This is a genomic window from Saccharothrix ecbatanensis (assembly GCF_014205015.1).
GTDB lineage: Bacteria > Actinomycetota > Actinomycetes > Mycobacteriales > Pseudonocardiaceae > Actinosynnema > Actinosynnema ecbatanense.
In genome coordinates, this window is sequence record NZ_JACHMO010000001.1 from 8,056,885 (window position 1) to 8,080,668 (window position 23,784).

General features: G+C 71.0%; 26 protein-coding genes. 11 read left to right on the forward strand and 15 right to left on the reverse strand.

Translation table 11 applies throughout. From position 1 onward, the window contains the following. The first annotated feature begins 88 nt into the window (after nt 1-88). On the forward strand, nt 89-1,399 hold the full coding sequence (locus tag F4560_RS35525; RefSeq protein WP_184927471.1) for a citrate synthase: 1,311 nt from the start codon (nt 89-91) through the stop codon (nt 1,397-1,399). A gap of 114 nt (nt 1,400-1,513) precedes the next feature. Next, nucleotides 1,514-2,803: a cryptochrome/photolyase family protein gene (locus F4560_RS35530; protein WP_184927472.1), complete on the forward strand. Its 1,290-nt coding sequence runs from the start codon at nt 1,514-1,516 to the stop codon at nt 2,801-2,803. A gap of 6 nt (nt 2,804-2,809) precedes the next feature. Here the strand turns inward: F4560_RS35530 and F4560_RS35535 are convergent, their stop codons facing one another. The 3 genes from F4560_RS35535 to F4560_RS35545 all read right to left on the reverse strand — a co-directional run bounded on the left by F4560_RS35535 (nt 2,810) and on the right by F4560_RS35545 (nt 5,226). Continuing rightward, complete coding sequence (locus F4560_RS35535) at nt 2,810-3,997, reverse strand: ABC transporter permease (RefSeq protein WP_184927473.1); 1,188 nt, start codon at nt 3,995-3,997, stop codon at nt 2,810-2,812. Further along, a complete protein-coding gene (locus tag F4560_RS35540) occupies nt 3,994-4,836 on the reverse strand; it encodes an ABC transporter ATP-binding protein (RefSeq protein WP_184929587.1) in 843 nt (280 codons plus the stop codon). The genes F4560_RS35535 and F4560_RS35540 overlap by 4 nt, the downstream gene beginning before the upstream one ends. Before the next feature lie 132 nt (nt 4,837-4,968). Then, entirely contained in the window at nt 4,969-5,226 is a 258-nt protein-coding gene (locus tag F4560_RS35545) for a helix-turn-helix transcriptional regulator (protein WP_184927474.1), read from the reverse strand. Between the two features lie 193 nt (nt 5,227-5,419). On the opposite strand from F4560_RS35545, the gene F4560_RS35550 reads away from it, so the two are divergent. From F4560_RS35550 to F4560_RS35560, 3 genes are read left to right on the forward strand one after another with little or no spacing between them, the layout of a single operon-like run. Further along, nucleotides 5,420-5,863: a YbaB/EbfC family nucleoid-associated protein gene (locus tag F4560_RS35550; protein WP_184927475.1), complete on the forward strand. Its 444-nt coding sequence runs from the start codon at nt 5,420-5,422 to the stop codon at nt 5,861-5,863. A gap of 11 nt (nt 5,864-5,874) precedes the next feature. Further along, entirely contained in the window at nt 5,875-6,189 is a 315-nt protein-coding gene (locus F4560_RS35555; RefSeq protein ID WP_184927476.1) for a type VII secretion target, read from the forward strand. Then, the gene (locus F4560_RS35560; protein WP_184927477.1) at nt 6,186-7,841 is read left to right on the forward strand and encodes a WXG100 family type VII secretion target; all 1,656 of its coding nucleotides are present in this window, start codon (nt 6,186-6,188) and stop codon (nt 7,839-7,841) included. The genes F4560_RS35555 and F4560_RS35560 overlap by 4 nt, the downstream gene beginning before the upstream one ends. Before the next feature lie 81 nt (nt 7,842-7,922). Here F4560_RS35560 and F4560_RS35565 read toward each other — a convergent pair whose 3' ends face one another. Together F4560_RS35565 and F4560_RS35570 are read right to left on the reverse strand one after the other, a co-directional pair. Next, complete coding sequence (locus F4560_RS35565) at nt 7,923-9,368, reverse strand: glycerol-3-phosphate dehydrogenase/oxidase (RefSeq protein ID WP_184927478.1); 1,446 nt, start codon at nt 9,366-9,368, stop codon at nt 7,923-7,925. Next, complete coding sequence (locus F4560_RS35570) at nt 9,365-9,931, reverse strand: TetR/AcrR family transcriptional regulator (RefSeq protein WP_184927479.1); 567 nt, start codon at nt 9,929-9,931, stop codon at nt 9,365-9,367. Before F4560_RS35570 ends, F4560_RS35565 begins: the two co-directional genes overlap by 4 nt. Before the next feature lie 16 nt (nt 9,932-9,947). Here F4560_RS35570 and F4560_RS35575 point away from each other — a divergent pair, with 16 nt between their 5' ends. After that, nucleotides 9,948-11,609 carry an FAD-binding oxidoreductase gene (locus F4560_RS35575; protein WP_184927480.1) on the forward strand — a complete coding sequence of 554 codons (1,662 nt, stop codon included), beginning with the start codon at nt 9,948-9,950 and terminating at the stop codon, nt 11,607-11,609. Then, a complete protein-coding gene (locus F4560_RS35580) occupies nt 11,599-12,795 on the forward strand; it encodes an amidohydrolase (protein ID WP_184927481.1) in 1,197 nt (398 codons plus the stop codon). Before F4560_RS35575 ends, F4560_RS35580 begins: the two co-directional genes overlap by 11 nt. Nucleotides 12,796-12,814: 19 nt before the next feature. Here F4560_RS35580 and F4560_RS45100 read toward each other — a convergent pair whose 3' ends face one another. Then, on the reverse strand, nt 12,815-13,009 hold the full coding sequence (locus F4560_RS45100; RefSeq protein WP_184927482.1) for a DUF397 domain-containing protein: 195 nt from the start codon (nt 13,007-13,009) through the stop codon (nt 12,815-12,817). Further along, nucleotides 13,006-14,076, reverse strand: a complete 1,071-nt coding sequence (locus tag F4560_RS35590) for a helix-turn-helix domain-containing protein (protein WP_184927483.1) — start codon at nt 14,074-14,076, stop codon at nt 13,006-13,008. The genes F4560_RS45100 and F4560_RS35590 overlap by 4 nt, the downstream gene beginning before the upstream one ends. Nucleotides 14,077-14,121: 45 nt before the next feature. Between F4560_RS35590 and F4560_RS35595 the strand changes: the two genes are divergently transcribed. Continuing rightward, a complete protein-coding gene (locus tag F4560_RS35595; protein ID WP_184927484.1) occupies nt 14,122-14,352 on the forward strand; it encodes a hypothetical protein in 231 nt (76 codons plus the stop codon). 76 nt (nt 14,353-14,428) lie between these two features. Further along, on the forward strand, nt 14,429-15,079 hold the full coding sequence (locus F4560_RS35600; protein ID WP_184927485.1) for a hypothetical protein: 651 nt from the start codon (nt 14,429-14,431) through the stop codon (nt 15,077-15,079). On the opposite strand, the gene F4560_RS35605 is transcribed toward F4560_RS35600, so the two are convergent. After that, the gene (locus tag F4560_RS35605; RefSeq protein ID WP_184927486.1) at nt 15,076-16,086 is read right to left on the reverse strand and encodes an NADP-dependent oxidoreductase; all 1,011 of its coding nucleotides are present in this window, start codon (nt 16,084-16,086) and stop codon (nt 15,076-15,078) included. The genes F4560_RS35600 and F4560_RS35605 overlap by 4 nt on opposite strands. 54 nt (nt 16,087-16,140) lie before the next feature. On the opposite strand from F4560_RS35605, the gene F4560_RS35610 reads away from it, so the two are divergent. Then, nucleotides 16,141-16,548 (forward strand): GNAT family N-acetyltransferase, encoded by a 408-nt coding sequence (locus F4560_RS35610; protein WP_184927487.1) that lies wholly within the window; start codon nt 16,141-16,143, stop codon nt 16,546-16,548. A 5-nt stretch (nt 16,549-16,553) separates the two neighbouring features. On the opposite strand, the gene F4560_RS35615 is transcribed toward F4560_RS35610, so the two are convergent. The 5 genes from F4560_RS35615 to F4560_RS35635 all read right to left on the reverse strand — a co-directional run bounded on the left by F4560_RS35615 (nt 16,554) and on the right by F4560_RS35635 (nt 21,691). Beyond that, a complete protein-coding gene (locus F4560_RS35615; protein ID WP_184927488.1) occupies nt 16,554-16,985 on the reverse strand; it encodes a hypothetical protein in 432 nt (143 codons plus the stop codon). Next, a complete protein-coding gene (locus tag F4560_RS46355) occupies nt 16,982-19,747 on the reverse strand; it encodes an FtsK/SpoIIIE domain-containing protein (protein WP_184927489.1) in 2,766 nt (921 codons plus the stop codon). The genes F4560_RS35615 and F4560_RS46355 overlap by 4 nt, the downstream gene beginning before the upstream one ends. 1 nt (nt 19,748) lies before the next feature. After that, nucleotides 19,749-20,000 carry a hypothetical protein gene (locus F4560_RS35625; protein ID WP_184927490.1) on the reverse strand — a complete coding sequence of 84 codons (252 nt, stop codon included), beginning with the start codon at nt 19,998-20,000 and terminating at the stop codon, nt 19,749-19,751. A gap of 1 nt (nt 20,001) precedes the next feature. After that, entirely contained in the window at nt 20,002-20,262 is a 261-nt protein-coding gene (locus F4560_RS35630; protein WP_184927491.1) for a hypothetical protein, read from the reverse strand. Nucleotides 20,263-20,398: 136 nt separating this feature from the next. Further along, a complete protein-coding gene (locus F4560_RS35635; protein ID WP_184927492.1) occupies nt 20,399-21,691 on the reverse strand; it encodes a hypothetical protein in 1,293 nt (430 codons plus the stop codon). A gap of 217 nt (nt 21,692-21,908) precedes the next feature. Between F4560_RS35635 and F4560_RS35640 the strand changes: the two genes are divergently transcribed. Then, on the forward strand, nt 21,909-22,262 hold the full coding sequence (locus F4560_RS35640) for a hypothetical protein (RefSeq protein WP_184927493.1): 354 nt from the start codon (nt 21,909-21,911) through the stop codon (nt 22,260-22,262). A gap of 89 nt (nt 22,263-22,351) precedes the next feature. Here F4560_RS35640 and F4560_RS35645 read toward each other — a convergent pair whose 3' ends face one another. Then, complete coding sequence (locus F4560_RS35645) at nt 22,352-23,137, reverse strand: alpha/beta fold hydrolase (RefSeq protein ID WP_184927494.1); 786 nt, start codon at nt 23,135-23,137, stop codon at nt 22,352-22,354. After that, nucleotides 23,138-23,746, reverse strand: a complete 609-nt coding sequence (locus F4560_RS35650; protein ID WP_184927495.1) for a DUF4232 domain-containing protein — start codon at nt 23,744-23,746, stop codon at nt 23,138-23,140. Nucleotides 23,747-23,784: the final 38 nt, after the last annotated feature.

Here is a 23,784-nt window from a genome sequence, read left to right on the forward strand (position 1 = left end):
GCTGCGGCGCGAGGCGGTCCTACGCCCGCGCGCGCAGGCGTGCGAGACCCGCACTGGCCGCCCCGTTCTAGCGTGAGAGGGACTCTGCATGCCCGACGCGACGACTGCGCCGAACGACACCACCGTCGCGCTGCGCCATCCGGGCGGAGAGCACGAGATGAAGGTAGTACCGGCCACCGAGGGTGCGTCCGGTGTCGATCTCGGCAAGCTGCTGGCCACCACCGGCTTGGTCACCCTGGACAGCGGGTTCGTCAACACCGCGTCCTGCTCCTCCGAGATCACCTACATCGACGGTGACGCGGGCATCCTGCGCTACCGCGGCTACCCGATCGAGCAGCTCGCCCAGAAGTCGAACTTCACCGAGGTCAGCTACCTGCTGATCTACGGTGAGCTGCCGACCCAGGCCCAGCTGGAGGAGTTCTCCTCCAAGATCAACCGGCACACGCTGCTGCACGAGGACCTGAAACGGTTCTTCGACGGCTTCCCGCGTGACGCCCACCCCATGCCCGTGCTGTCCTCGGCGGTCTCCGCGCTGTCGACGTTCTACCAGGACAGCCTGAGTCCGTTCGACGCCAACCAGGTGGAGATCTCCACGATCCGCCTGCTGGCCAAGGTGCCCACCATCGCGGCGTACGCCTACAAGAAGTCCGTGGGCCAGCCGTTCCTGTACCCGGACAACTCCCTGGGTCTGGTGGACAACTTCCTGCGCATGACGTTCGGCTTCCCGGCCGAGCCGTACGACGTCGACCCGGACCTGGTGAAGGCGCTCGACCTGCTGTTCGTGCTGCACGCCGACCACGAGCAGAACTGCTCCACGTCGACCGTGCGGCTGGTCGGGTCGTCCGAGGCGAACCTGTTCGCGTCCATCTCGGCCGGTATCAACGCGCTGTTCGGCCCGCTGCACGGCGGCGCGAACTCCGCGGTGCTGGAGATGCTGGAGAAGATCCGGCGCGAGGGCGGTGACGTCGCCGCGTTCGTGAACAAGGTCAAGAACAAGGAGGACGGCGTCCGCCTGATGGGCTTCGGCCACCGGGTCTACAAGAACTACGACCCGCGTGCCGCGATCATCAAGACCACGGCGGACGAGATCCTGGGCAAGCTCGGCGCCTCGGACGAGCTGCTGGACATCGCGAAGAAGCTGGAGGAGACGGCGCTCGCCGACGACTACTTCGTCGAGCGGAAGCTGTACCCGAACGTCGACTTCTACACCGGTCTGATCTACCGGGCGATGGGCTTCCCGACGAAGTTCTTCACCGTGCTGTTCGCGCTCGGCCGGCTGCCCGGCTGGATCGCGCACTGGCGCGAGATGATCGAGGACCCGGCCACCAAGATCGGCCGCCCGCGGCAGGTCTACACCGGCGCCCCCGAGCGCAACTTCGTGCCGCTCGACCAGCGCTGACCCACCCGCTCCACGCACCTTCGAGAAAGCCCGCACCCGTCACGGTGCGGGCTTTCCGTCGTGCGGGGCCCCGTCCGTCGTGCGGGGCTCCGGTGGCGCTCCTAGGGTCGATCCGTGGACTCCTCGACCGTGGTGTGGTTCCGGCGCGACCTGCGGACCCACGACCACCCGGCGATCCGGGCCGCGTCCGGAAGGGCGTCGCGGGCGCTGGCGCTGTTCGTGCTCGACCCGGTGCTGCTGACCGCCTCGGGCCGGCTGCGGGTCGAGTTCCTGCACCGGTGCCTGCGGTCGCTGGACCGGGAGCTCGGCGGGCGGCTCGTCGTCGTCGAGGGCGACCCTGTGGACGTCGTGCCCCGGGTCGCCGCAGCGGTCGGGGCGTCCTCGGTGCACGTCTCCGCCGACACGGGTCCGTACGGGCGGGTGCGTGACGCGGCGGTGGCGGAGCGGGTCGAGCTGGTGCGGGCCGGGTCGCCGTACGCGGTGACGCCGGGCCGGGTCACCAAGTCCGACGGGACTCCGTACCGGGTGTTCACGCCGTTCGCCAAGGCTTGGCTGGACCACGGGTGGCGCCCGCCCGCCGACACCGACGCGTCCACCGTGGACTGGGTGCGGCCGGACATCGGGGAAGGGCTGCCTGCCGGCGAAGGGTTGCCCGCAGGGGAAGGGTTGCCGGACGTCCGCGCGTTGTGGCAGGCGTTCCGGGACGAGAAGCTGCCCGACTACGCCGCCCGCCGGGACCGGCCCGACCTGGACGGCACCAGCAGGTTCTCCGCGTTCCTGAAGTGGGGCGTGGTGCACCCCCGGACGCTGCTCGCCGACCTGGGCCGCGGCGAGGGCGCGAAGGCGTTCCGCACCGAACTCGCGTGGCGCGACTTCTACGCGGACGTCCTGTGGCACCAGCCGGAGTCCGCCCGCCGCAACTACAACCGCAAGTTCGACCGGATGAGGCTGGACGACGACCGCGAGCGGTTCGAGGCTTGGTGCGAGGGCCGGACCGGCTACCCGCTGGTGGACGCGGGGATGCGCCAGCTCCTGCGCGAGGGCTGGATGCACAACCGCGTCCGCATGGTCGTGGCGAGCTTCCTGGTGAAGGACCTGCACCTGCCGTGGTGGTGGGGCGCGCGGCACTTCATGCGCCACCTGGTGGACGGCGACCTCGCCTCCAACCAGCACGGCTGGCAGTGGGCCGCCGGCACCGGCACGGACGCCGCGCCGTACTTCCGCGTCTTCAACCCCGTCGCGCAGGGCGAGAAGTTCGACCCGAACGGCGACTACGTGCGCGAGTACGTCCCCGAACTGCGCGGCATCCCCGGCAAGGCCGTGCACCGGCCACGCGATCCGATCGTGGACCACGCGCACGAGCGCCAAGAAGCACTCGCGCGCTACGAGACCATCAAGGACTAGCGCGCGTCAGCGGAGCACGTCCCGCAGGCGGACGCGGGCGCCGGTGCGGAGGACCGCGTTCGAGTAGACCTTGCCCGCCAGCCAGGTGATCGCGGCGACGGCGGCGAGGGCCAGCACGATGGCCAGCAGCACCTGCCACGTCGGCGCGGCGCCCATCGCCATCCGGCCCGGCATCAGGATCGGCGCGAACGGCGGCAGCAGCGACAGCACCGTCACCGTGGTCCCCGTCGGGTCGGTGATCATCAGGTTGATGCCGACCACGAACGCCACCACGATCGACATGCTGATCGGCGTCAGAACCGACTGGAGCTCCTCCTGCCGCGACACCAGCGACGCCGCCGCCGCGAAGATGGTGGCGTACAGGAAGAACCCGAGCAGGTACCACAGCAGACCGGTGGCCAGCGCCCCTCCGGCGACGCCCGCGACGTCGATCACCCCGGACACCGACGACAGCGCCAGGCCGATGCCGCCGATCAGCACGAGTTGCAGCAACCCCACCGCGCCCAGCCCGATGACCTTGCCCAGCAGCAGCTGCCACGGCCGCAGCGTGGCCAGCAGGATCTCCACCACCCGGCTGGACTTCTCCTCCACCACGCCCTGCGCGACCATCGTCCCGTAGACCAGCAGCGAGTAGTACAGCAGCGCCGCGATCACCAGGCCGATCACCAGCCGTTGGCCCTTGCGGTCGTCCTCCGGCTCCAGCGCCACCACGTCCACGCCCGCGCGCTCGACGTTCCGCGCCACCACAGCGGGATCCAGACCGGCCTCGGCCAACTGCGCGTTCAGCACCTGCTGCTTGACGATCAGGTCGATGGAGTTGCGCAGGTCGTCGCCCAGGGACTCCTTCACCACCACGCGCAACGCGTCCGGCGCGCCGGTGATCAAGGCGTCCAGGTCACCGGACCGCACCCGCTCCTCGGCCGCCGCCGCGTCGGGGACGTCGACCGTCTCCACCTCGCGGCCGAACGACCGGGCGGTCTGCTTCAACGGCTCCGCCAGCACGGTCGCCTGACCGCTCAACGCGATCCGGTCGCGGCCCGCGTCGTCGAACAGCACGGCCTGCAACAGCACGTACCCCGCCATCACGGCGACGATCACCAGGGTGCCCAACAGGAACGACTTCGTGCGCACCTTGCCCAGGAACTCCCGGCGCGCCACCAGGAACACCGCCCGGCCGGGGGTGAGGCTGCTCATGCCGCGGACTCCTCGGTCACCACGCTGCGGAACAACTCGGTCAGCGACGGCCGCTGCCGGGAGAACTCGTGCACCGGCCCCGTTTCCAGGGCGGCGCGCAACACCACCTGGTCGTCGGCCTCCGCGTCCAGGTCCACGACCGTGCGGCCGGAGGACGTGTGCGCGGACCGCACGCCGGGCAGGTGGTCGGCCCAGCCGAGGGGCGCTCTGGGTGCGTCCACCACCAGCCGCGTCCGGCCGCCGGCACGCAGCTCGTCCACCGAACCGCAGGCGACGAGCGTGCCGCTGCGGACGATGCCGACCCGGTCGCACAACCGTTCCACCAGGTCGAGCTGGTGGCTGGAGAACACCACCGGGACGCCGCTCGCGGCCTTCTCGCGCAGCACCTGGCTCATCACGTCCACCGCCACCGGGTCCAGGCCGGAGAACGGCTCGTCCAGCACCAGCACGTCCGGCTCGTGCACCAGGGCCGCGGCCAGCTGCACGCGCTGCTGGTTGCCCAGGCTGAGCTTCTGCACCTCGTCGTGCCTGCGGTCGCGCAGGCCGAGGCGGGCGATCCAGTTGTCCGCCGAGCGGTGCGCGGCGTTGGTGGACAGGCCGTGCAGCTCCGCCAGGTAGACCAACTGGTCGTGCACCTTCATCTTCGGGTACAGGCCGCGCTCCTCGGGCATGTAGCCGATCCGGCGGCGGGTCTCGAACGTGATCGGCGCGCCGTTCCAGCGGACCTCGCCCGAGTCGGCGGCGAGCACGCCCAGCGCGATGCGCATCGTGGTCGTCTTGCCCGCGCCGTTGCTGCCGACGAACCCGAACAGCTCGCCCGCCCGCACGTCGAAGGTCATCCCGTCCAGCGCGACGACCTCCCCGTAGCGCTTGGAGACCCGGTCGATCTCCAGCACGCCCGAAAAGGTGCGGCCCTGTGCCACGGTGCTCTCCTCCTGTCGCGACCTGCGGTTCCCGGCGTGCACCCCGGCCTAGCGGTAGACCTGGGTGGACAGCGGCTCGAACGGCGCGCGGCTGAACACCGCCTCGACGGGCAGGTCGAACACGTCGCAGATCCGCATCGCCAGGTCGAGGCTGGGGTAGTGGTCGCCCCGCTCCAACGCGCCGATCGTCTGCGGGTTGACCTCCACCGCCTCGGCCAGTGCCGCCCTCGTCATTCCCCGCTCGACCCGGAGCACCCCGATCCTGTTGTGGATGGGCTGACCGGGACCCCGGCGTACCGGACTCATGCTACGAAGTGTTGCGAAAACCCAACAGAACGGCAAGTAAACAATTCACGGAATAGGCCGGATGGTGGTATCCGCAGGTCGCGGTCACGGAAATCGCGTTTCGGTGAAACGATACGTCGCCGGGAACCGAATCGACTGTCGACGGGTCGGATGCGCAGTAGGGCCGCAAGCCCCGTTGCCGTGAGGGGTGAACATGGAGCCGGACCAGTGGCTCGCGCAGTACGGAGAGAAGATCGAGCAGGCCAAGCGGAACGCCGCCCAGGCCGAGTCGCAGCTGGGCGGTGTCGGCGGCAGCGCCACGTCGCCGGACGGCCTGATCACGGTCAGCGTCAACGCCGCGGGCGCGTTGACCGACCTGATCCTGCGGCCACAGCTGCGCGGTGAGGACCCGGAGCGGATCTCCGGCGCGATCATGACCGCGGTGGCGCAGGCGCAACGGGCCGCCGCGGGCAAGGTCGTCGAGATCATGACGGAGTTCGTCGGCGACAGCCCGGCGCTGGAGTTCGTGAAGTCCAAGATGCCGAACGGCTATTCGGGTGATGACACGGACGTGGTGGAACCGGAGCCTGAGATCCAGCGTCGAGACACCAGGCCCGACGACGACTACTTCACCAACCCACCAGATGTCATGGCCTGAGCAAGGGGTAGATGACCATGTTCGAATCGTTCAACGTGAACCCGGCGGAGGTCCGGGCGCACGCAGGCACGGTCGACCAGTTGACGCAGCGGATGCTCGCGGCCACGAACACCGCCGACCCGTCGCTGTCGACCGACGCGTTCGGCGTGTTCGGCTCGTTCCTGGCCGAGTTCCTGCTCAAGGCCGCCGGTTCGTCCCAGGACATCCTCGGCCAGGCCACTGAGACCGTCGCCGACATGTGCCAGGGCCTCCGGGAGGTCGCCGACCTCTACGAGAACGTCGACCTCGACAACGCGTTCGGATTCACCGGAAAGGCACGCGGATGAACGCTCAAGCCACCACCGGGAACTCCGCCGGACAAGGCCGTGACCCGGCGCACCTGATCGGGGACGTGCAGGGCACCGTCGCCGCGGTCGAGCGCGGCGACTGGGTGCAGGCCGGGCTGGGCATGGCGAACACCGCCATGGGCATCGTGGGCATGGCGAGCAACCCGTTGTCGGGCTTCCTGTCCGCCGGGTTCAGCTGGGCCATGCAGCACGTCGACTTCCTGCGCGAGCCGTTCGACGCGCTGCTCGGCAACCCGCAGGCGATCCAGAAGATGTCCGACAGCTGGTCGTCGTCGGCCAAGCAGATCCAGGGCATCGTCGCCGACTACCGGCGCACGTCGGTGGAGGAGACCCGGACCTGGCAGGGCCGTTCGGCCGACGGCTACCGCGCGGCGAGCAAGAAGCACGCCTCCGGGCTGGAGACGCTGGCCAAGGCGTCACAGGGGATCTCGCGCGCGGCCAAGGGCGCGGGCGAGCTGGTGGCGACCGTGCGCAAGACCATCATGGACCTGATCAGCCAGGCCGTGTCGGACATGGTCATGAAGATCATCCAGTGGCTCGCCGCGTCGTTCCTGACGTTCGGCGCGGCCATCGGGGCGGCGATCGCGGACATCGTGCAGATGGCGTGCAACTACGCCAAGAAGCTCGCGGACTTCCTCCAGAAGCTCGGCAACTCGCTCAAGAAGCTGATCGACCTGATCAAGTCGGTCGCGCAGATCGCCCAGACCGCCAAGCAGATCCTCCAGGCGATCACCGCGATGACGTCGTCCAACAAGGGCGGGTCCGGCGGCGGCGGTTCGGGGCCGCGGTTGACGCAGGGCGGTGTGGGGCTGACGGAGCAGCAGTTGGCCGACATGCGCCGTGACGCGGACCGGCGTTACACGGCGCCTCCGGGCGGCACGACGAACCCGTCCGGCTCGGGCGGTGGCGGCGGCACGGGTGGACCCGTGGTGAGCCGTCCGCCGACGTTGGGCGGCGGGGGTTACGGGGGCGACACGAACGACTCCGGCTTCTACGCCGGTGGTCCGAGCGGGCCGGTGGTCAGCCGGCCGCCGACGGTCGGCGGTGGGTCCGGCGGTTCCGGCGGGTCCGGTGGCGGTGGCCACTGGGAGCCGGGTCGTTGGGTGGCGGACGGTGGTTCGACCGGTGGCCGCGTCTCCCCGCTGCCCGCGCTGGACGGGACGACCTACGCGACGGGTGGTGAGGCGCGGCCCGTGCCGGGTGTGCCGACGATGCCGACCGTTCCGCCGGTGCGTCCGATGGGCGACATGCCTCCCATGCCCGGTGGTGGCGGCGGCGGCGGTGGCGGCTTCGCCGGTGGTGGCGGTGGTGGTGGCTTCGCGGGTGGCGGTGCCGCCGCCGCCGGTGGCGGCGGCGCCGGTGGCGGGTCGACGCTCCAGGCCGGCGGCTCGTCCGGCGTGCTCGGTGCGGCGGGCAACCCGGCCGGTGGCGCGGGCGCCGGCGCGCCCGGTGGCGCCGGTGGCCGTCCCGGTGGTGCTGCCGGCGGCATGGGCATGATGGGCGGCGCGCCGATGATGGGCGCACCGGGCCAGGGTGGCGAAGGCAAGGACCACCAGCGCAAGGTGCGGCTCGAAGGCGAGCCTTTGATCGAGGAGCCGCCGAGGGCGGCGAAGCCGACCATCGGCGAATGACCTGAACGCCAAGGGGGACCTCCACGTCGGAGGTCCCCTTTCGCATGTGCCGGTGCTGTCAGGACGGTCAGGTGAGGGCGGTCAGGTGAGGGCGGACAGTTCTTCGGTGACCTGACGGGTGACGGCGGGTTCCGCGTCGGCGCGGTCGGTGGGGACCAGGCCGATGCGGGTGCGGCGGTCCAGGACGTCGTCGGCGTCCAGGGCGCCTTCGTGGCGGACGGCCCAGGCGACTTCGCCGATCTCGGCCACCTGGAGGGCTTCGGTGCCGTAGCGGGCGACGAGGTGTTCGGGACCGGTGGCCAGGCCCGCGCCTATCAGCGGGAGGTGGGCGGTGCGGGAGCGGACGGTGGTGAGGGCGGTGGCGTCCACGGCGTCGGCGGCCATGCGGCGGTAAGTGGTGAGCTTGCCGCCGACGATGGTGGTGACGCGGTCCCGGGTGAGCACGGCGTGGCGGCGGGAGAGGTCGGCGCTGGGGCCGTCGCCGGTGTCGAGCAGGGGCCGCAGGCCGGCGAACGAGCCCAGGACGTCGGCTTGGGTGAGCGGGCGTTCCAGGACGGTCGAGGCGACTCCGAGCAAGAAGTCCACATCGGACTGGGGAACCGTTGGGACGTCCGGGATCGGGCCGTCCACCGGTTCGTCCGTCAGTCCTATGTAGACGCGGCCGTCCTGTTGCGGCAGCACGAGGGCGAAGCGGTTGAAGGAGCCGGGCACGGGGACGGTCAGGGCGGTGTTGGCCAGGCCCACGGTGGACGCCGCCACGACCAGGTGCGAGCCGCGGGACGGGCGGAGCTTCACGTCCACCAGGTCGCCCGCCCAGACGCCGGTCGCGTTCACCACCGCCCGCGCCTTGATGCGCAGCGAAGCGCCGGTCAGGCCGTCCACGACGTGTGCGCCGTCGCCGGTCAACGACGTGACGCGGGCACGGGTGATGACGCGTGCGCCCAGGCCGGCGGCGGTGCGGGCCAGCGCGACCACCAGCCGGACGTCGTCGATCACCTGACCGTCGAAGCTCAGCAGCCCGCCGCGCAGGTCGTCGCGTCGCAGGCCGGGCGCCAGGGCCAGGGACTCGACGGCGGACACGTGCCGGGGGCCGGGGAGGACGCGGGACGGGGTGCGGGCCATGCGGCGCAGCGCGTCACCGGCGCGCAGGCCCGTCATGACGATCAGGTCGCGCGACTTGCCGTGCAGGGGCACCAGTTGTGGCAGCGCGCGGACCAGGTGCGGCGCGGTGCGGGTCATCAGGATGCCGCGCTCCACCGCGCTCTCGTACGCCAGGCCGATCTCGCCTTGGGCGAGGTAGCGCAGGCCGCCGTGGATGAGCTTGCTGGACCAGCGTGACGTGCCGAACGCCAGGTCGTGGGCTTCCACCAGGCAGACGGACAGGCCGCGCGACGCGGCGTCCAAGGCCACGCCGACACCGGTCACGCCACCGCCGATGACCAGCAGGTCCACTTCGGACGAGGCCAGGTGGTCGAGGTCGGCGCGGCGGCGGGATGCGTTGAGTGAAGTGTTCGGGGCTGTCGTCATGTGAGGGCCGCGTTCAGGTAGGCGGCGAGTTCGGTCAGGAGCTCGTCGAAGTCGAGGTCGGTGGTGGCCGGTCGGATCGACAGCACCAGCGACTGGGTGGTGAGCAGGATCAGGCGGGCCTGGGCGGCGGTGGAGCCGGGGCGGATGGAGCCGTCCGCGTGACCGGCCTCGATCTGCGCCACCAGGAACGTCTCGACCAGCCGTTGCGTGCTGCCCAGCCGCTGCACCAGGTACGGCAGCATCAGCTCGGCGTCCAGGTCGAGCACGCGCCGCATCAACGGGTCGGCGGCGAGCAGCCGGATGCCCGCGATGGCCTGCGTCACGAGCCGCTGCCTGGCGTTGTCGCCACTCGGCGGGATGCGCCCGAGGAGCTTGGTGAACTCCCTGGTCATCAGGGCCCTGACCAGCGTGCCGACGTCCGGGAACCGGCGGTAGAGGGTCATCCGGCTCACGCCGGCGCGTTTGGCGATGTCCGTCAGCGTGGTGCGGCGGACCCCGACTTCGACCACGCAGTCGCGGGCGGCGTCGAGGAGGGCGTCATCACTGTGACGTTGAGACGTCATGTGTCACACTGTAGCGGTGACCGAGCGCATCGACCACACCCTCCGGGGCAGTTGGACCACGACCACGGGCTCGATCCCGCCGCACGCGCTGAAGTGGCTGCGTGCGCGTACCGGGCTCGCGGACAGCCGAGCGGACAGCCGAGACGACCGGGTGGCGGAGGTGCGTGCGCCCGGGAGCCCGGAGTCGGCCTTGTCGGAGGCCGCGCACGCGGCGCTGGACGCCGTCGTCGGGCCGGGGTACGTCCGGGTGGACCGTGATTCGCGGCTCGGGCGCGCGGGCGGTTTGTCCTATGTGGACCTGCTGAGGCAGCGCGGCGCCGGTGACCTGGCAGTGCCGGACGCGGTGGTGCTGCCCGCGTCACCCGATCAGGTCACCGAGGTGCTGAAGGTGTGCGTCGAGCACGACGTGGCGGTGGTGCCGTTCGGCGGCGGCACGTCCGTGGTCGGCGGGGTGAACGCGTTGCGCGGCGACAAGGCGGCCGTGATCGCGCTGGACCTGCACCGGCTGGACAAGCTGGTCTCGGTCGACCCGGTGTCCCGCACGGCCGTGCTCCAAGCCGGTCTGCCCGCGCCTCAGGCCGACCAGCTGCTCGCCCCGCACGGGCTGACGATCGGGCACGTCCCGCAGTCCTACGAGCGCGCCACCATCGGCGGGTTCGCCGCGACCAGGTCGGCCGGTCAGGCGTCCTCCGGCTACGGCCGGTTCGAGGACATGGTGGAAGGCCTGCGGCTGGCCACGCCGGTGGGTGAGTGGCGGTTGGGCCGCGCGCCCGCGTCGGCCGCCGGACCGGACCTGAAGCAGCTGGTGGTGGGCAGTGAGGGCGCGTTCGGCGTCATCACCGAGGTGACGCTCCGGGTCCGGCCGCTGCCGGAGGTCGAGCGGTACGAGGGTTTCGTGGTCGACGGCTGGGCGCGCGGCTCGGCGGTGGTGCGCGAGCTGGCGCAGCGGCGGGTGTTGGCCGACGTGACGCGCCTGTCCGATGTGGACGAGACCGAGGTGTCGCTGGCGCTGGCCGGCGGCTGGAAGATCGACGCGTTGAAGGCGTACCTGAGGGCTCGTGGCGTCCGGCAGCCGTGCCTGCTGATCCTCGGCTGGCACGGCGGCAGCAAGGGCGAGGTCAAGCGCAAGCGGGCGGAGACGTTGCGCGGGGTCAAGGCGGTGTCGCTCGGCACGGCGCTCGGCGAGGCGTGGCGGCACGGCCGGTTCAACGGGCCTCGGCAGCGGGACGCGCTGATGGGGATCGGCGTGTGCGTGGAGACGCTGGAGACGGCCACGCACTGGTCGAAGGTCTCCGAGCTGCGCACCGCGGTGCGCGAGGCGTTGGTCGACGCGCTCGGCGAGTGCGTGGTCATGTGCCACATCTCGCACGCCTACGAGACCGGCGCGTCGCTGTACTTCACCGCCTTGGCGGCACGGGACGCGGCCGATCCGATCGGACAGTGGCAGGTCGCCAAGGCCGCCGCGAGCGAGGCCATCACTGGCCTCGGCACGATCAGCCACCACCACGCGGTGGGCGCGGACCACGCGCCGTACCTGGAAGCCGAGATCGGCGGGCTGGGGCTGGACGTGCTGGCGTCGGTCAAGCGGACGCTCGACCCGACCGGGGTGCTCAATCCGGGCAAGCTCATCGCTGGCGACTTCAATCCGGCGGGGCTAGCGTCGCCTGGTGACCGGTGACCTCCTGATCCGTTCCGTGCGGCCGTGGCCAAACCTCCCCGGCGCACCCCTGGTCGACGTGCTCTGCGAGGGCGGGCACGTCGCGGCGTTCGCCCCGGACCTCGACCCGCCGCCCGCCGTGCCGGTGGTCGACGGCCGGGGCGGCGTGCTGCTGCCCGCGTTCACCGACGCCCACGCGCACCTGGACTCCACCCGGCTCGGCCTGCCGTTCCGGCCGCACAGCGCGGGCGCCGGGCTGGCCGACCTGATCGAGAACGACCGGCGCAACTGGCGGTCCGCCGAGGCTTCGGTCGCGCAACGGGCCACGTACACGCTCGCCCGCACGATCGCCGGCGGCGCTACGCATGTCCGCAGCCACGCGCAGGTGGACGTCGACTCGGGGCTGGAGAAGCTGGAAGGCGTGCTCGCCGCGCGCGAGGAGCACCGCGGCCGGGCGCACGTCGAGGTGGTGGCGTTCCCGCAGTGCGGCATCCTGCGGGAGAAGGGCACGGCGGAGCTGCTGGAGGCGGCGCTGCGCGCGGGCGCGGACCTGGTCGGCGGGCTAGACCCGGCGGGCTACGACCGTGACCCGGTGGGGCACCTGGACGTGGTGTTCGGGTTGGCCGAGAAGCACCAGCGCGGGGTGGACGTGCACCTGCACGACGGCGGGACGCTCGGCGCGTTCCAGGTGGAGTTGATCTGCGAGCGCGTGCGGGCGCTCGGGATGCAGGGGCAGGCGACCGTCAGCCACGCGTTCGCGCTGTCCACTGTGGATGGTGAGCGGCAGCGGGAACTGGTGGAGCTGCTGGCGGAGCACGACATCGCGGTGACGACGGTCGCGCCGGGCGTGCGGGAACCGTTGCCGCTGCGGGAGCTGCGGCGCGCGGGCGTTCGGGTCGGCCTCGGGCAGGACGGCATCCGCGACTACTGGTCCCCGTACGGCAACGGCGACATGCTGGACCGGGCCTGGCAACTGGCCTACCGCAACGGGTTCCGCCGCGATGACCTGGTGGAGATGTGCGTGGACATCGCCACTAGGGGCGGCGCGGCCGTCATGGGGCGCACGCTGGGCCTCACCGAGGGTTCGCCGGCCGACCTGGTCGTGGTGCCGGGCGACACGGTGACCGCCGCCGTCATGGACCGGGCCCCGCGCACACTGGTCGTGCACGCGGGACGCGTCGTGGCCGCCGAAGGCGAGATCGTCTGAACCGGGTGAACCCGTCGGATCAGCGGGTCGATGACTTGATCATGGTCAGGAACGCGTGGGCCGCGCCCTTGCCGAACGTCAGCGTCGGCCGTTCGTCGCCGGGAAGCGCGGCCTGCTTGGTGTCGCGGTAGCCGACCACATCGCCGGTCCACCCCGTCTCCACGCACGTCCCGTTGTTGGCGGTGTACGTGGAAGTCCGCCAGTTCTCGATCACTGGATCTCCTTCCTCAACTTGGCGACGAGCGCCCGCGACCGCTTCGGGTTGAGGGCCAGGTGACGAAGGTGGTTCATCACCTTCCCGTAGTCTTCTACGGCCTCGGGGCTGTCGTAGTAGTGTGCCGATCGCCGTGCTTCCTCATACGCTACCCGCCAGTCGTCATCGAACCTGAGCAGGTAGAACGCGCCCGTGAGTGACGGATGCACGCCCACCTCATGCGGGATGACCTGGAAATTGACGTTCGGGCGTGAGGTCGTCTCCAGCAGGTGATCGAGTTGGCCGGCCATCACGGCGGGACCGCCCACCGGTCGCCGCAGCGTCTGCTCCTCGACGACGCACCACAACTCAGCCGGGCCGGCCTCACGCGTGATCACGGACTGCCGTCGCAGTCGCAGCGCGATGCTGTCCTCGACGTTGACGCCAAGGGTGATCGAGGCGTGGTAAGCGATCAGCTCGCGCGCATAGGCCTCGGTCTGCAACAGCCCGCTGACCAACATGGGGTCGAAGACCTCGATACCGGTGGCGACCGCTTCCAACCCGATGGCGAGTTCGAAGTCCTTCACCGTTGACGACGAGTCGATGTCCTGTCGCACGGTGCCGTGCTGGTCGGGCTTGAGCTTCGCCACGGCCAGCAGTTCCAACATCATCGGCAGGCGATCCGGCCGACCGAAGAAGTCCATCAGGACCTCCAGCGCGGGCTTCGACGGGAGGTTCTTGCCGGTGATCAAGTGGCCGAACCCGACCCGCGACATGCCCAACCGCTCACCGGCCTGCGCCTGGGTCTTCCCGGCCTGCTCGCACAGGCGGTCGAGCTCGTAGCGCAGCACTCGCCGGGCCACCTGGGGGCCGAAGGTCACCTGCACGTCGTCATCCCTTCCCGCTCGGAACCGGTGGCCGCCGCCGAGTCGCATCAGTACACGAAAGTAGCAGTGTTCGTTCCGGATGGAGCGCAATCCGCACGCTATCGTCTCTGCACGGAGCGCGCTCCCGTCATGGCGAGTTGCTGTCCGAGCACTGTGCGTAATGGTTTCACACGGGAAGAGAGGTACGGCGATGAGGCCCACCAGGAAGGTGTTTCCGCCCTCGGGCGTCAGCGTGGGGGCACGCCGATGATCTTCACGGAGCGTGACGTCGTGCCCTCGTTCGGCCTGCTGGTGGGCCGTGATGTGAAAGTCCGCTTCCTGGTGGACACGGACTGCCCGAACTCGATCACGCTGGTGATCGGCGATTCGGTCGCCGAGATCAGTTTCGACCCGGCCACGGTCGAGCTGTTGGGCGACAAGGCCCGTGACGCCGTGCGCGAGTTGCGGGCAGGGGGCGTGGGCGACAGGACCTCCTGATCCACGTCGCGTGGTGTCACGGCGCCGAAGGCGAGATCGTCTGAGTTTTGTCGGTGGTGGCCGCTAGCCTGCGCGCATGAGTCAGGACACCTGGGACGCCCTCAAAGCGACCCCTCTCGCCGAGGTGCGGCGGCGCGCGGCGATCGTCGGCGAGCTGACCGAAGTCCGGCCGATGGTGGTGGACGACGCGGAGCGGTTCGCGTGGAACGACAGCGGCGGGCAGTCGGCCGTCTGGTACTTCACGCCGGACGGCCTCGCGCTGCTGCTGGTCTTCGACCACGAGTCGGAGCTGAACCTGTACGCCGAAGGCGACTACGCCCTCCAGGAGTCGCTGTACCGAGGGGTGCCCGAGTCACTGGTGCGGCTGGTGCGCGACCGTCCCGAGAACTACGAGTCCCTGAACCTCGTCGACTCGGAAACCGGGCGGGCGATCCACTACGCCGGCGGCGTCTTCTGGTTCGACGGCGAGCGGTGGCGGGCCGCCGAGGGCTTCCTGGACCACTGCGAGCGGGAAGGGCTGGCTCCGCTGATCGAATCGGGGTTCGGCTACTGCCTCGGGGACTACGCGTTCGGCCGGGAGTTCACCGCCGAGACGGTGATCGCGCTCAGGGACTTCGACGGCCGGTACGAGGAGGCCTCCGAGCGCGACGCCGCGCTGGTCGAGGCGCAGGAGGTCATCGACCGGCACGCGGCGTCGCGGCGAGAGGTGGGAGTGTCCGAGCGTTAGAGGGTGACGAGGGCCTTGCCGGTGTTCTCGCCGTTCAGCATGCCGATGAACGCCTCCGGCGCCCGGTCCAGGCCGCCCTCGGTCACGGTCTCCCGGTAGCGCAGCTTGCCCTCGGCGATCCAGCCGGCGACCTCGCGCACGAACTGGTCGCGCAGGTGCTCCAGGTCGAACACCAGCATCCCGCGCAACGTCAGCCGCTTGCCGACGGCCAGGCCGAGGTTGCGCACACCAGCCGGGGTCGTGGTGTTGTAGTTCGAGATCGAGCCGCAGAGAGTGACGCGACCGAACAGGGTCAGCGCGTCGATCGCCGCTTCCAGGTGCTCGCCGCCGACGTTGTCGAAGTACACGTCGATGCCGTCCGGGGCGGCCTTCGCGAGCTGTTCCCCGACCGGGCCGTCCTTGTAGTTGAACGCCGCGTCGAAGCCCAGCTCCTCGACCAGGTACTTCACCTTCGCGTCGCTGCCCGCGCTGCCGATGACGCGCTTCGCGCCCCGCAGCCGGGCCACCTGACCGACGACCTGCCCGACCGCGCCCGCCGCGCCGGACACGAACACCGTGTCGCCCTCCTTGAACGAGGCGATCTCCAGCAGGCCCGCGTAGGCGGTCAGGCCGGGCATGCCGAGCACGCCCAGGTACGCGCCGAGCGGGGCGGCGTCCGGGTCGACCTTCGCCGCGCCGGCCGCGTCCACCGCGCTGTACTCGCGCCAGCCCAGGAAGTGCCGCACCTTGTCGCCGACCGCGAATCCGGGCGCGTTCGAGGCCACGACCTCGCCCACGGCCTCACCGGAGAGGGCCTGGCCGACCTCGAACGGCGGGATGTACGACTTGCCCTCGTTCATCCGGCCGCGCATGTACGGGTCCACGCTCATCACGATGTTGCGGACCAGCAGCTGGCCGTCGCCGATGGTCGGCACGGGCACTTCGACCAGGTCGAAGTTGTCGCCGGTCGGGAAGCCTTCGGGACGGGAGGCGAGGTGGACCTCGCGCGCGGTGCTCGGAAGCGTCATATGGATCACGACGTTCCGAGGGCTCGCCGCTATTCCCGGGCGTACCGTCACGTCGTGGACATCCGCCTGATCACGTCACTCGAAGCGGTCATGGCCGCCGGTCACCTGTTCGACGACCTGCCGCGGGAGGACGCGACGCGAGCGTTCCTCGCCGACGACCGGCACCACCTGCTGATCGCGTACGTCGACGGCGAGCCCGCCGGGTTCGTGTCCGGCGTCGAGACCATCCACCCCGACAAGGGCGTGGAGATGTTCCTCTACGAGCTGGGCGTGGACGACGCCTACCAGCGCCGGGGCATCGCCACCGCGCTGATCGAGCGGCTGATCGGGCTGGCCAGGGAACGCGGCTGCACCGGCGCGTGGACCGGCACGGAGAAGGACAACGCCGCCGCCCTGGCCACCTACCGCCGGACCGGCGCCGAACTCGACTTCGACACCGTCGCCGTGTCCTGGGGCTTTTAAGAGCGTCAGGAACCCTTGCGGCGCAAGAGGGTGCGTTTCTGCAACGACTCCTCCAACGCCTGGTAGGCCAGGTCCATCGCGGTGTTGTACTCGCGCTGGTCGCGCGGCGGGACCGACTCGTCCGGGTCGGGCACCGTGGTCATCTTCATCCACCGCTCGTCCCACAGCAGCTCGACCGCGGCCTCCCAGTGCACCGCGACGATCAGCTTGACCACCTGTTCCTGCTCGATCACCTCGGCCATCCGGTCCTGCGACGCGGCCAGCCGGGCCAGCAGGTCACGCACCCGGGCGCGATCCGTCGCACGCATCCGCTCGACCGACTCGGCGGCCAGCGCGACGATCTCCTTGTACCGCTCGACCGCGGAAACCGTCCCGATCTCCGGCACGCCTTCCCCACTGGTGCGCTGCGCGGGCACTACGGAGATCTGGCTGGTCATGATTCCTCCCCGGTGTCGAACGGGATGACGACCTGCGGCCGTGAGTGCTCGAACCGGTCGAAGAACAGGCCCCGGCGCGGTCGCGGTGACCACGCCATGACCTGCTCCGGTCCGAACGACAGCAGCTCCTTGCCCTGGATGTCGAACGCGACCCACGCGCCGATGTCGTCGTAGACACCGGGCGAAAGGGTGTTCTTCAGCCGCTGCGCGCCACGCCACCAGCCCAGCACGTGGGTGCGGTTCTCCGGGCCGTGTTTGAGCACTGTTCGCAGGTTGTCCACCCCGGAGACACGCGTCGTCGGGTTCTTCGCCTCCAACAGGGTGTGCGCCGCGTCCACCGCGTAAACCACCACGTAGTGCGGTTGCAATGGCGCGCCCGTCTCACCGGTGATGCTCGCGGTGATCCGACCGGCCACGCCCTCGACCAGCGTCCTGATGCCGTCGAGGCCCAGCAGGTCCACCGCGTGGCCCGCGTCGCGCAGCTGCTTGGCCAGCTTCTCCGCGTGCGGCCAGGCGTCCTCGGCCAGGCACGCCAGGGTGAACTGCGCGTCGTTCGGCTCGTGCTGCCGGGCCAGCGACAGCGCCGCGCCGGCCAGCACGTCCGCCGCGTCCTCGGCCAGCGACCCGAGCACGGCGATGTTCCGGCCCGGCGTGCGGGCGAAGCGCACCTTGGCCGCGCTGCCCGCCACGTCGATCACCTGGCCGAGCAGCACGGTCGGGTTGCCCGCGCCCGGCGCCAGCGCCCGGAAGTCCGGCAGCGCCTGGAGCGCGGGCACCTTGCTGCCGTCGAACAGGATCGGCTCGGCCAGGTCCGGCGGCCGACGCCGGTGCAGCTCCGCTTGCAGCTTGTCGAACGTGCCCTTGGCGGTGGCGTCCGGGATGCGCGCGACCTCGTTGCCCGGCCGGACGCCCGACTCGTGGTTGACCACCGCGTGCCAGCGGGGCAGCTCCACCGCGGCGTCGTTCTGCGGCTCGGCCAGCACCCGCCGTGCCTTCGGCAGCGCGATGCGCACGGTGAACTGCTCGAAGATCGCCGACTTGCCCCAGAAGCCCTCGATGCCGGACACGTCCTGGCTGGACAGCACCAGGTGGATGCCCTGCGACCGGCCGCGCCGGGCCACGTCCTCCAGCAGTTGGGTGGCCTGCGCGGTGACCTGGTCGCGTTCGCCGAACAGGTACTGGAACTCGTCGATCACCGCGACGACCCGCGGCCAGTGGCCGAGCGGGTCCTCCTCGCGCAGCTGCTCCAGCTTGGTGACCTCGTGCCGCTTCGCCGCGTCCGCGCGCCGGCGCATCTCGTCGGCCAGGAACGCCAGCAGCGCCACGCCGAACTCGCGGTCGGTGTTGACGTTCACGCCGACCAGCCGCGCGTGCGGCAGCCACGTCGGGTCCTTGCGGCCCGGCGCGAACTGGGCGAACGACACGCCCTCCTTGAAGTCCAGCAGGTACAGCTCAAGCTCGTCCGGCTCGTACCGGGCGGCCAGGCTGCCGAGCATGGCGTAGAGGAAGTTCGTCTTGCCCGAACCGCTCGGCCCGCCGATCAACGCGTGCGGCGACGTGTCGCCCAGCGCCACGTGCACCGGCTCGCCCTCCAGGAAGCCCACCGGCGCGACGACGCCCGCCGACGAGTCCTCCCGCCACAGCTGCTCCGGCAGCAGGTCGGCGAACGTGCTCAGCCGGTTCCGGCGCTCGTCCCGCTTGTCGGCGATCGCCGCGCACGCGCGGGGCACCAGCGCGCGGGGGAACGGCGGGTCGAGCGCGACCGTCACGTGCTTGCCGGTCATCGTGCAGGTCGCGGTCTGGTCGGCGGCGATCGTGACGGTCTCGATCGGCGAGTTGACGGTGACCGGGATGTCGACGACGACGAGCTGGATGCCGGCCGCCAAACCGTTGCGCGCCACCCGTTGCAGCTGCTGCTGGTGCTCTTCCCGCAACGCCTGCCGGTTGCCGAACAGCACCGCCACCCGCCACGGCTCGGTCCGCCGCCCGCCCGCCGCCGTCACCGACTGGTGGCCCTCGACCAGCACGCCGGTGTGCACCCGGCGGATGTGGTCGGACAGCTCGTCCAGCAGCTCGTGCAGCCGGGCCGGGTCGTGCACGGTCAGCAGGCCCGCGCGGGTCAGCGGGTAGAGGCCGGGCAGCGCGCCGGTGAGCTGGCCGACGTCCCACACGTGGACGTGCACCAGACCGGGCTGGAAGTGGCTCAACAGGCGCAGCAGCAGGTTCTCCACCAGGCCTTCGGCCGCGGGCCTGCTCTCGTACGTGGAGGACACGTGCAGGTGCGCGTGGTCGAGCAGCGGCACCGCCACCGGGAACCGCTGCGGCTCGGGCGCGCTGCGGACCGTGCCGGTGCCGATGCGCCACAGCTCGGGCACGCCTTCGGTCGCGTCGGCCGTGCCCGGTGTGCCGAGCCACCTCTCGTGCGGCCACGACGCCGGGCCGTCCGCCACCGCGTCGACCAGGCCGGTCAACGCGTCCGGCCCGTGCTCCGACCAGTCGCGGAACGCGGCCACCCGGTCGATCAGCGCCTGCGCCACCTGCTGCCGGAACAGCGGGTTCGCCAACGCCTCCGCCAGCAGCGGATCTTCCTTCGCGCGGTCGATCCCCTGCCCGCGCACCATCACCTCGACCATGTCGCGGGCGCGTTCGGCGGCGAGTTGGCGCTGCTCGCGCGAGGCGTTGCCCAACGCGGCGGCGACGGCCCTGCGGAACTCCTCGAAGGAGCTCTCGATCCTCTTCCGGCGCTCGTCACGCCTGCTCACGTCACAGCTCCACGGCTAGGCGTTGGACCAGTTCCAGGCTGCCGACGATCAGCTCGAGCTCGTCGGCGAACAGCTCACCCGCCTTCACGAACCCGGCGGGCACCAGGGACTCGTGGTGGTCGGCGCTCGCCGAGACCAGGATGTCGACCGCCTCGTCCAACGCGTGCTGGGCCTCCCGGACGCTGCGATAGGCGTCCCGGAGTAACTCGCAGCTCTGGTCGAGCGCGAGCCTGATCTCGCCTACCGAGGTCACGTCACAACCTGGAATTGATGCTCTCGGCCTGGGAAATCCCGGCGCCGAGGTGCTGTTGCAAGTCGGAGACGCCGCTGACCACCTCGGCGAACCGGGCGTTCGCCTGCTCCACGTCGGCCTGGACGCTGCCCTGGGTGGCTGTGCTCAGCAGGGCTTGCGCGTCTTCGGCCAGGTCGGCGGCCTGTTGCAGGGCGTTGACGCTCTGGCCCGCCTTGTCGACGGCCTGGGCGATCGCGGCGCGGACCTCTTCGATGCTGGCCATGTCGGATCCCGACCCCTCCCGCAAAGCGTTTGCGTTCCTATAGTTGAAAGTAGTACCTAAAGAATCACGATTCACAAGCAAGATCGGCTGACCGGGTGGCGTCGAAATCCACTCGATCGGGTCAGCGTTGTCGATCTCAGTCCGGCGCCGTCCACACGAATGCCGAGGCCGGTGTCGCTGTCAGTTCCAGCGCGGCGATCCCGGCAGGTGGCACGGGTGTCGCCGACCAGCGGATCGAGCCGGAACCGTCCGACCACTCGACCGCGGACCATCCCGAACGGCCCAGTGACGCCACCGCGTCGTGTAGCGCGACCGTGGGCGAATTAACGCTCGATCCAAGGTCGATGTGCACGCTCAGTAGGTGCCCATGAGGAGCCACTCGGGTGATCTTGCCATTGCGCGTGACCCGGCTCGCTACCGCCCGTGCCTGCCATTCGGCGCCCGCGGACCGGTCCGCGGCCACGTCGACGCGCAAGGACAGCCGCGTGCCGGGTTCGGGCACGTCGGCAGGGTCCGCGGCGGCGTCCGCACCGGGATTCGCGGCGGGGTTGACAGTGGGGTCTGCGGCGGGATTCGCGGCGGGATTGACGGCAGGGTCCGCGGCGGGATTCGCAGTGGGGTTGCCGGTGGCGTCCGCAGCCGGGTTCGCAGCCGGGTTCGCGGCGGGGTTGACGGCAGGGTCTGCGGCCGGGTTCGCAGCGGGGTTGCCGTCGGGGTCCGCCGTGGGGCTCGCAGTGGGGTTGCCGGCGGGGTCCGCCGTGGGGTTCGCAGTGGGGTTGCCGGCGGGGTCCGTGGTGCGGTGGGCCGCGGTGGGCCGCGGTTCGCCCGGCTCGGATCTGTACTCGGCGTGGCCCGCGTGGCCCGCGTGGCCCGCGTGGCCAGGGTCGGTGTGGCGCGGGTCTGCGTGGCCCGGGTCGGTGTGGCGCGGGTCTGCGTGGCGTGGGTCGGTGTGGCGTGGGTCGGTGTGGCGCGGGTCGGTTTGGCGCGGGTCGGTGGGTCGCGAGTCGTTGGGCTGGGAGGCCTTGTGCGGTGAGGCTTTCTGTTGGGGGTCGCCGCCGGCCCACGCCTCCACCAACAACCGCTCGCCGCCCGGCACCGGTCCGTCCAGCAGGGCCGGGTCCTCCAGCACCGTCCACGCGGTCGGCGGCTCGCAGGCGACCCGCGGCGTGGGGAACTCGTCGCCCAGTCGGCGGACGAACGTGCGGACCGCCCGGGCGAGCGCGCCCGCCACGTTCTGCGTCACGCGTTCGCCGCTGACCCCGCTGATCGTCACCGACCAGCAGCCGGGTTCCTCGTCGGAGCAGTCGACGGCGCGCACGACCCGCCCGCGGACCTGGCGCAGCAGTCCGGCGCAGGCGGCGCGCGCCTGCTGCTCGTCGTCCGCCGCCACCACCGCGGTGATCAGCAATTCCAGGTCTTCTTCAACCATCGCGACGGATTCTCCACGACGGCGCTGTGGCGCGTGTGGGTGCCACCGGTGTCACCCACAAGCAGGGGCTTCCGCACACCCCTTGTGATGTCCGCTGATCAGGACGTTTCCGCCGGTTCAAACCAGCCGTCACACGATGCGGTCTGCACCGTCCGACAGCCCGCCGACCAAGGTAACGATGTGGGCGCAGGGCCAACCCATTCAAGGAGGTTCCACAATGCGCAGCATTATCCGAGCCATCGCCGCGGGGGCTCTCTCGCTCCCGATCATCATCGGCGCCGCGGGCATCGCCTCGGCCGACGTCGAATACGGCCAGGACCACGTGGCCGCCACCCATTATGGCGCCGCGGTCTACGACCAGGCTTCGGGCGCCGACGACTACGGCAACGCGTACTTCTACGAGGCGTGGCAGGTCGCCGGCCCGGACGGTGCGGGCTCGGCGTTCACGGTGTCGTGGGTGTTCGACGGCAGCGCGGGCCACGTCGACGGGTACTCCTGGGCGGATGGCCACGGTGCCTGGACAGGCGGGACCGAGGCCTACGCCGACAGCCCGGACTACTACGAAGAGTGATCCGTGACGACGACTGATCCTTGACAGGTCGGGTGGGACGGTGCCGCGTGGACCGTCCCACCTGACCGCCCTTTCCGGGCAGGTCGAGTTCAGGGCAGGTCGAGCACCCGGTGGACGAACTCGACCACGTCGGCCAGGACTTCGTCGGAGTTGATCTCGTTGAACACCTCGTGCCGGGCGCCGGGGTAGACGCGCTCCTCGAACAGCAGGCCGCGCAGGCGGTCGGTGCCGGTTCGGGTGTCGGCCAGGGGCACCAGGTCGTCGGCGTCGCCGTGCAGCCACAACGTCGGCAGGTGTTCCAGCGCCGGCCCGTAGTTGACGTCGTCGATCGCGCGTTCCAACGCCTCCAACGTCTCCCGCCGGTACGGGCCGTGCCACACCAACGGGTCGGCCGCGTACCGCTTGCCCACTTCCGCGTCGCGCGACAGCACGTCCGGGTCCAGCGGCACGTCCGGAATCTCCTTGCGGCCCAACAGGTCCAGCCCCTGCCAGGTGCCCAGCACCGGCGCCGACAGCACCAGCGCGGACAACGGGTTCCGCTGGGCGTACCGGGCCGCGACCAGGCCGCCCTCCGCGTGCCCGATCAGCACCGTCGGCAGGTCGGACGACGCCGAGCTGATCGTCGCGCCGACGTCCGCGACCACGCCGTCGAAGTCGGTGATCAGCGCCCGTTCGCCCTCGGACCGGCCGTGCCCGACGTGGTCGGCCGCCACGACCAGCGCGCCCGCCCCCACCAGCGCCTCGGCGACGTGCGCGTATCTGCCGCTGTGCTCGCCGTACCCGTGCACGAGCACGGCCAGCCAGCCGGCGTCCAGGTTGGGCCAGGTGCGGACCGCGAGTTCACCGGCGTGGCCGGGGACGTTCGACTCGATCACCTAGCCAGCGTAGAACGCGCTGATCTCGATCTTCCCGCCGCCGCACACCGGACCCAGGTTCCACGCGAGGCTCACCGGCTGCGTCTCGTCCGGCGGGATCGCGGCGGCGCTCGTCGCCTCGGGCTGGCACGGGCCCTCCACCGGCTCGTCACCGGTCGGCACCACGGTCCAGTGCAGGTTCGCCGCCGCCGCCGTGCCGGGCGCGACGGTCACCGGCGACGGACCGGGGTCCGGCTTGCGCTGGAGGTTCGTCGGCACCGGGTTGCCCGCCGCGTCGAGCAGTTGCAGGCCGCTGTAGCCGTTGAGCGTGCACGGCGCCGACCCGTTGTTGGTCACCACGAGCTTGCCGTACCGGTTGCCCGCGCCGGCGTCGGTCGTCTGGACCGATCCGGCCAGCACCGCGGCCGTGCACCTGGTCGACCCCGCGGCCGTCGTGGCCTGCGTCGGCGGCACCGGCTGCTCCGACGCCGGCGGGGCCGTCCCGGCGGTCGTCGTGGAGGCCGTCTCCGTCTCCGAGGAGGGCGCCATGACCTGGTCGGCCGTCGGTTGGGGGCTCCCGCACGCGGTGAGCGCGACCGTCAGGGCGCCGTACGCCACGAGTCGCCTCATGTCCACCTCCTGGCTCGGATTCGTGGTCCTTATCAGGA

Excerpts from the sequence above, each read along its gene's own strand:
- F4560_RS35525 (WP_184927471.1), top strand. The coding sequence starts at position 89 with ATGCCCGACGCGACGACTGCGCCGAACGACACCACCGTCGCGCTGCGC.
- F4560_RS35535 (WP_184927473.1), bottom strand. The coding sequence starts at position 3,997 with ATGAGCAGCCTCACCCCCGGCCGGGCGGTGTTCCTGGTGGCGCGCCGG.
- F4560_RS35540 (WP_184929587.1), bottom strand. The coding sequence starts at position 4,836 with ATGACCTTCGACGTGCGGGCGGGCGAGCTGTTCGGGTTCGTCGGCAGC.
- F4560_RS35545 (WP_184927474.1), bottom strand. The coding sequence starts at position 5,226 with ATGAGTCCGGTACGCCGGGGTCCCGGTCAGCCCATCCACAACAGGATC.
- F4560_RS35550 (WP_184927475.1), top strand. The coding sequence starts at position 5,420 with ATGGAGCCGGACCAGTGGCTCGCGCAGTACGGAGAGAAGATCGAGCAG.
- F4560_RS35555 (WP_184927476.1), top strand. The coding sequence starts at position 5,875 with ATGACCATGTTCGAATCGTTCAACGTGAACCCGGCGGAGGTCCGGGCG.
- F4560_RS35560 (WP_184927477.1), top strand. The coding sequence starts at position 6,186 with ATGAACGCTCAAGCCACCACCGGGAACTCCGCCGGACAAGGCCGTGAC.
- F4560_RS35565 (WP_184927478.1), bottom strand. The coding sequence starts at position 9,368 with ATGACGACAGCCCCGAACACTTCACTCAACGCATCCCGCCGCCGCGCC.
- F4560_RS35570 (WP_184927479.1), bottom strand. The coding sequence starts at position 9,931 with ATGACGTCTCAACGTCACAGTGATGACGCCCTCCTCGACGCCGCCCGC.
- F4560_RS35595 (WP_184927484.1), top strand. The coding sequence starts at position 14,122 with ATGATCTTCACGGAGCGTGACGTCGTGCCCTCGTTCGGCCTGCTGGTG.
- F4560_RS35600 (WP_184927485.1), top strand. The coding sequence starts at position 14,429 with ATGAGTCAGGACACCTGGGACGCCCTCAAAGCGACCCCTCTCGCCGAG.
- F4560_RS35605 (WP_184927486.1), bottom strand. The coding sequence starts at position 16,086 with ATGACGCTTCCGAGCACCGCGCGCGAGGTCCACCTCGCCTCCCGTCCC.
- F4560_RS35615 (WP_184927488.1), bottom strand. The coding sequence starts at position 16,985 with ATGACCAGCCAGATCTCCGTAGTGCCCGCGCAGCGCACCAGTGGGGAA.
- F4560_RS35630 (WP_184927491.1), bottom strand. The coding sequence starts at position 20,262 with ATGGCCAGCATCGAAGAGGTCCGCGCCGCGATCGCCCAGGCCGTCGAC.
- F4560_RS35635 (WP_184927492.1), bottom strand. The coding sequence starts at position 21,691 with ATGGTTGAAGAAGACCTGGAATTGCTGATCACCGCGGTGGTGGCGGCG.
- F4560_RS35640 (WP_184927493.1), top strand. The coding sequence starts at position 21,909 with ATGCGCAGCATTATCCGAGCCATCGCCGCGGGGGCTCTCTCGCTCCCG.
- F4560_RS35650 (WP_184927495.1), bottom strand. The coding sequence starts at position 23,746 with ATGAGGCGACTCGTGGCGTACGGCGCCCTGACGGTCGCGCTCACCGCG.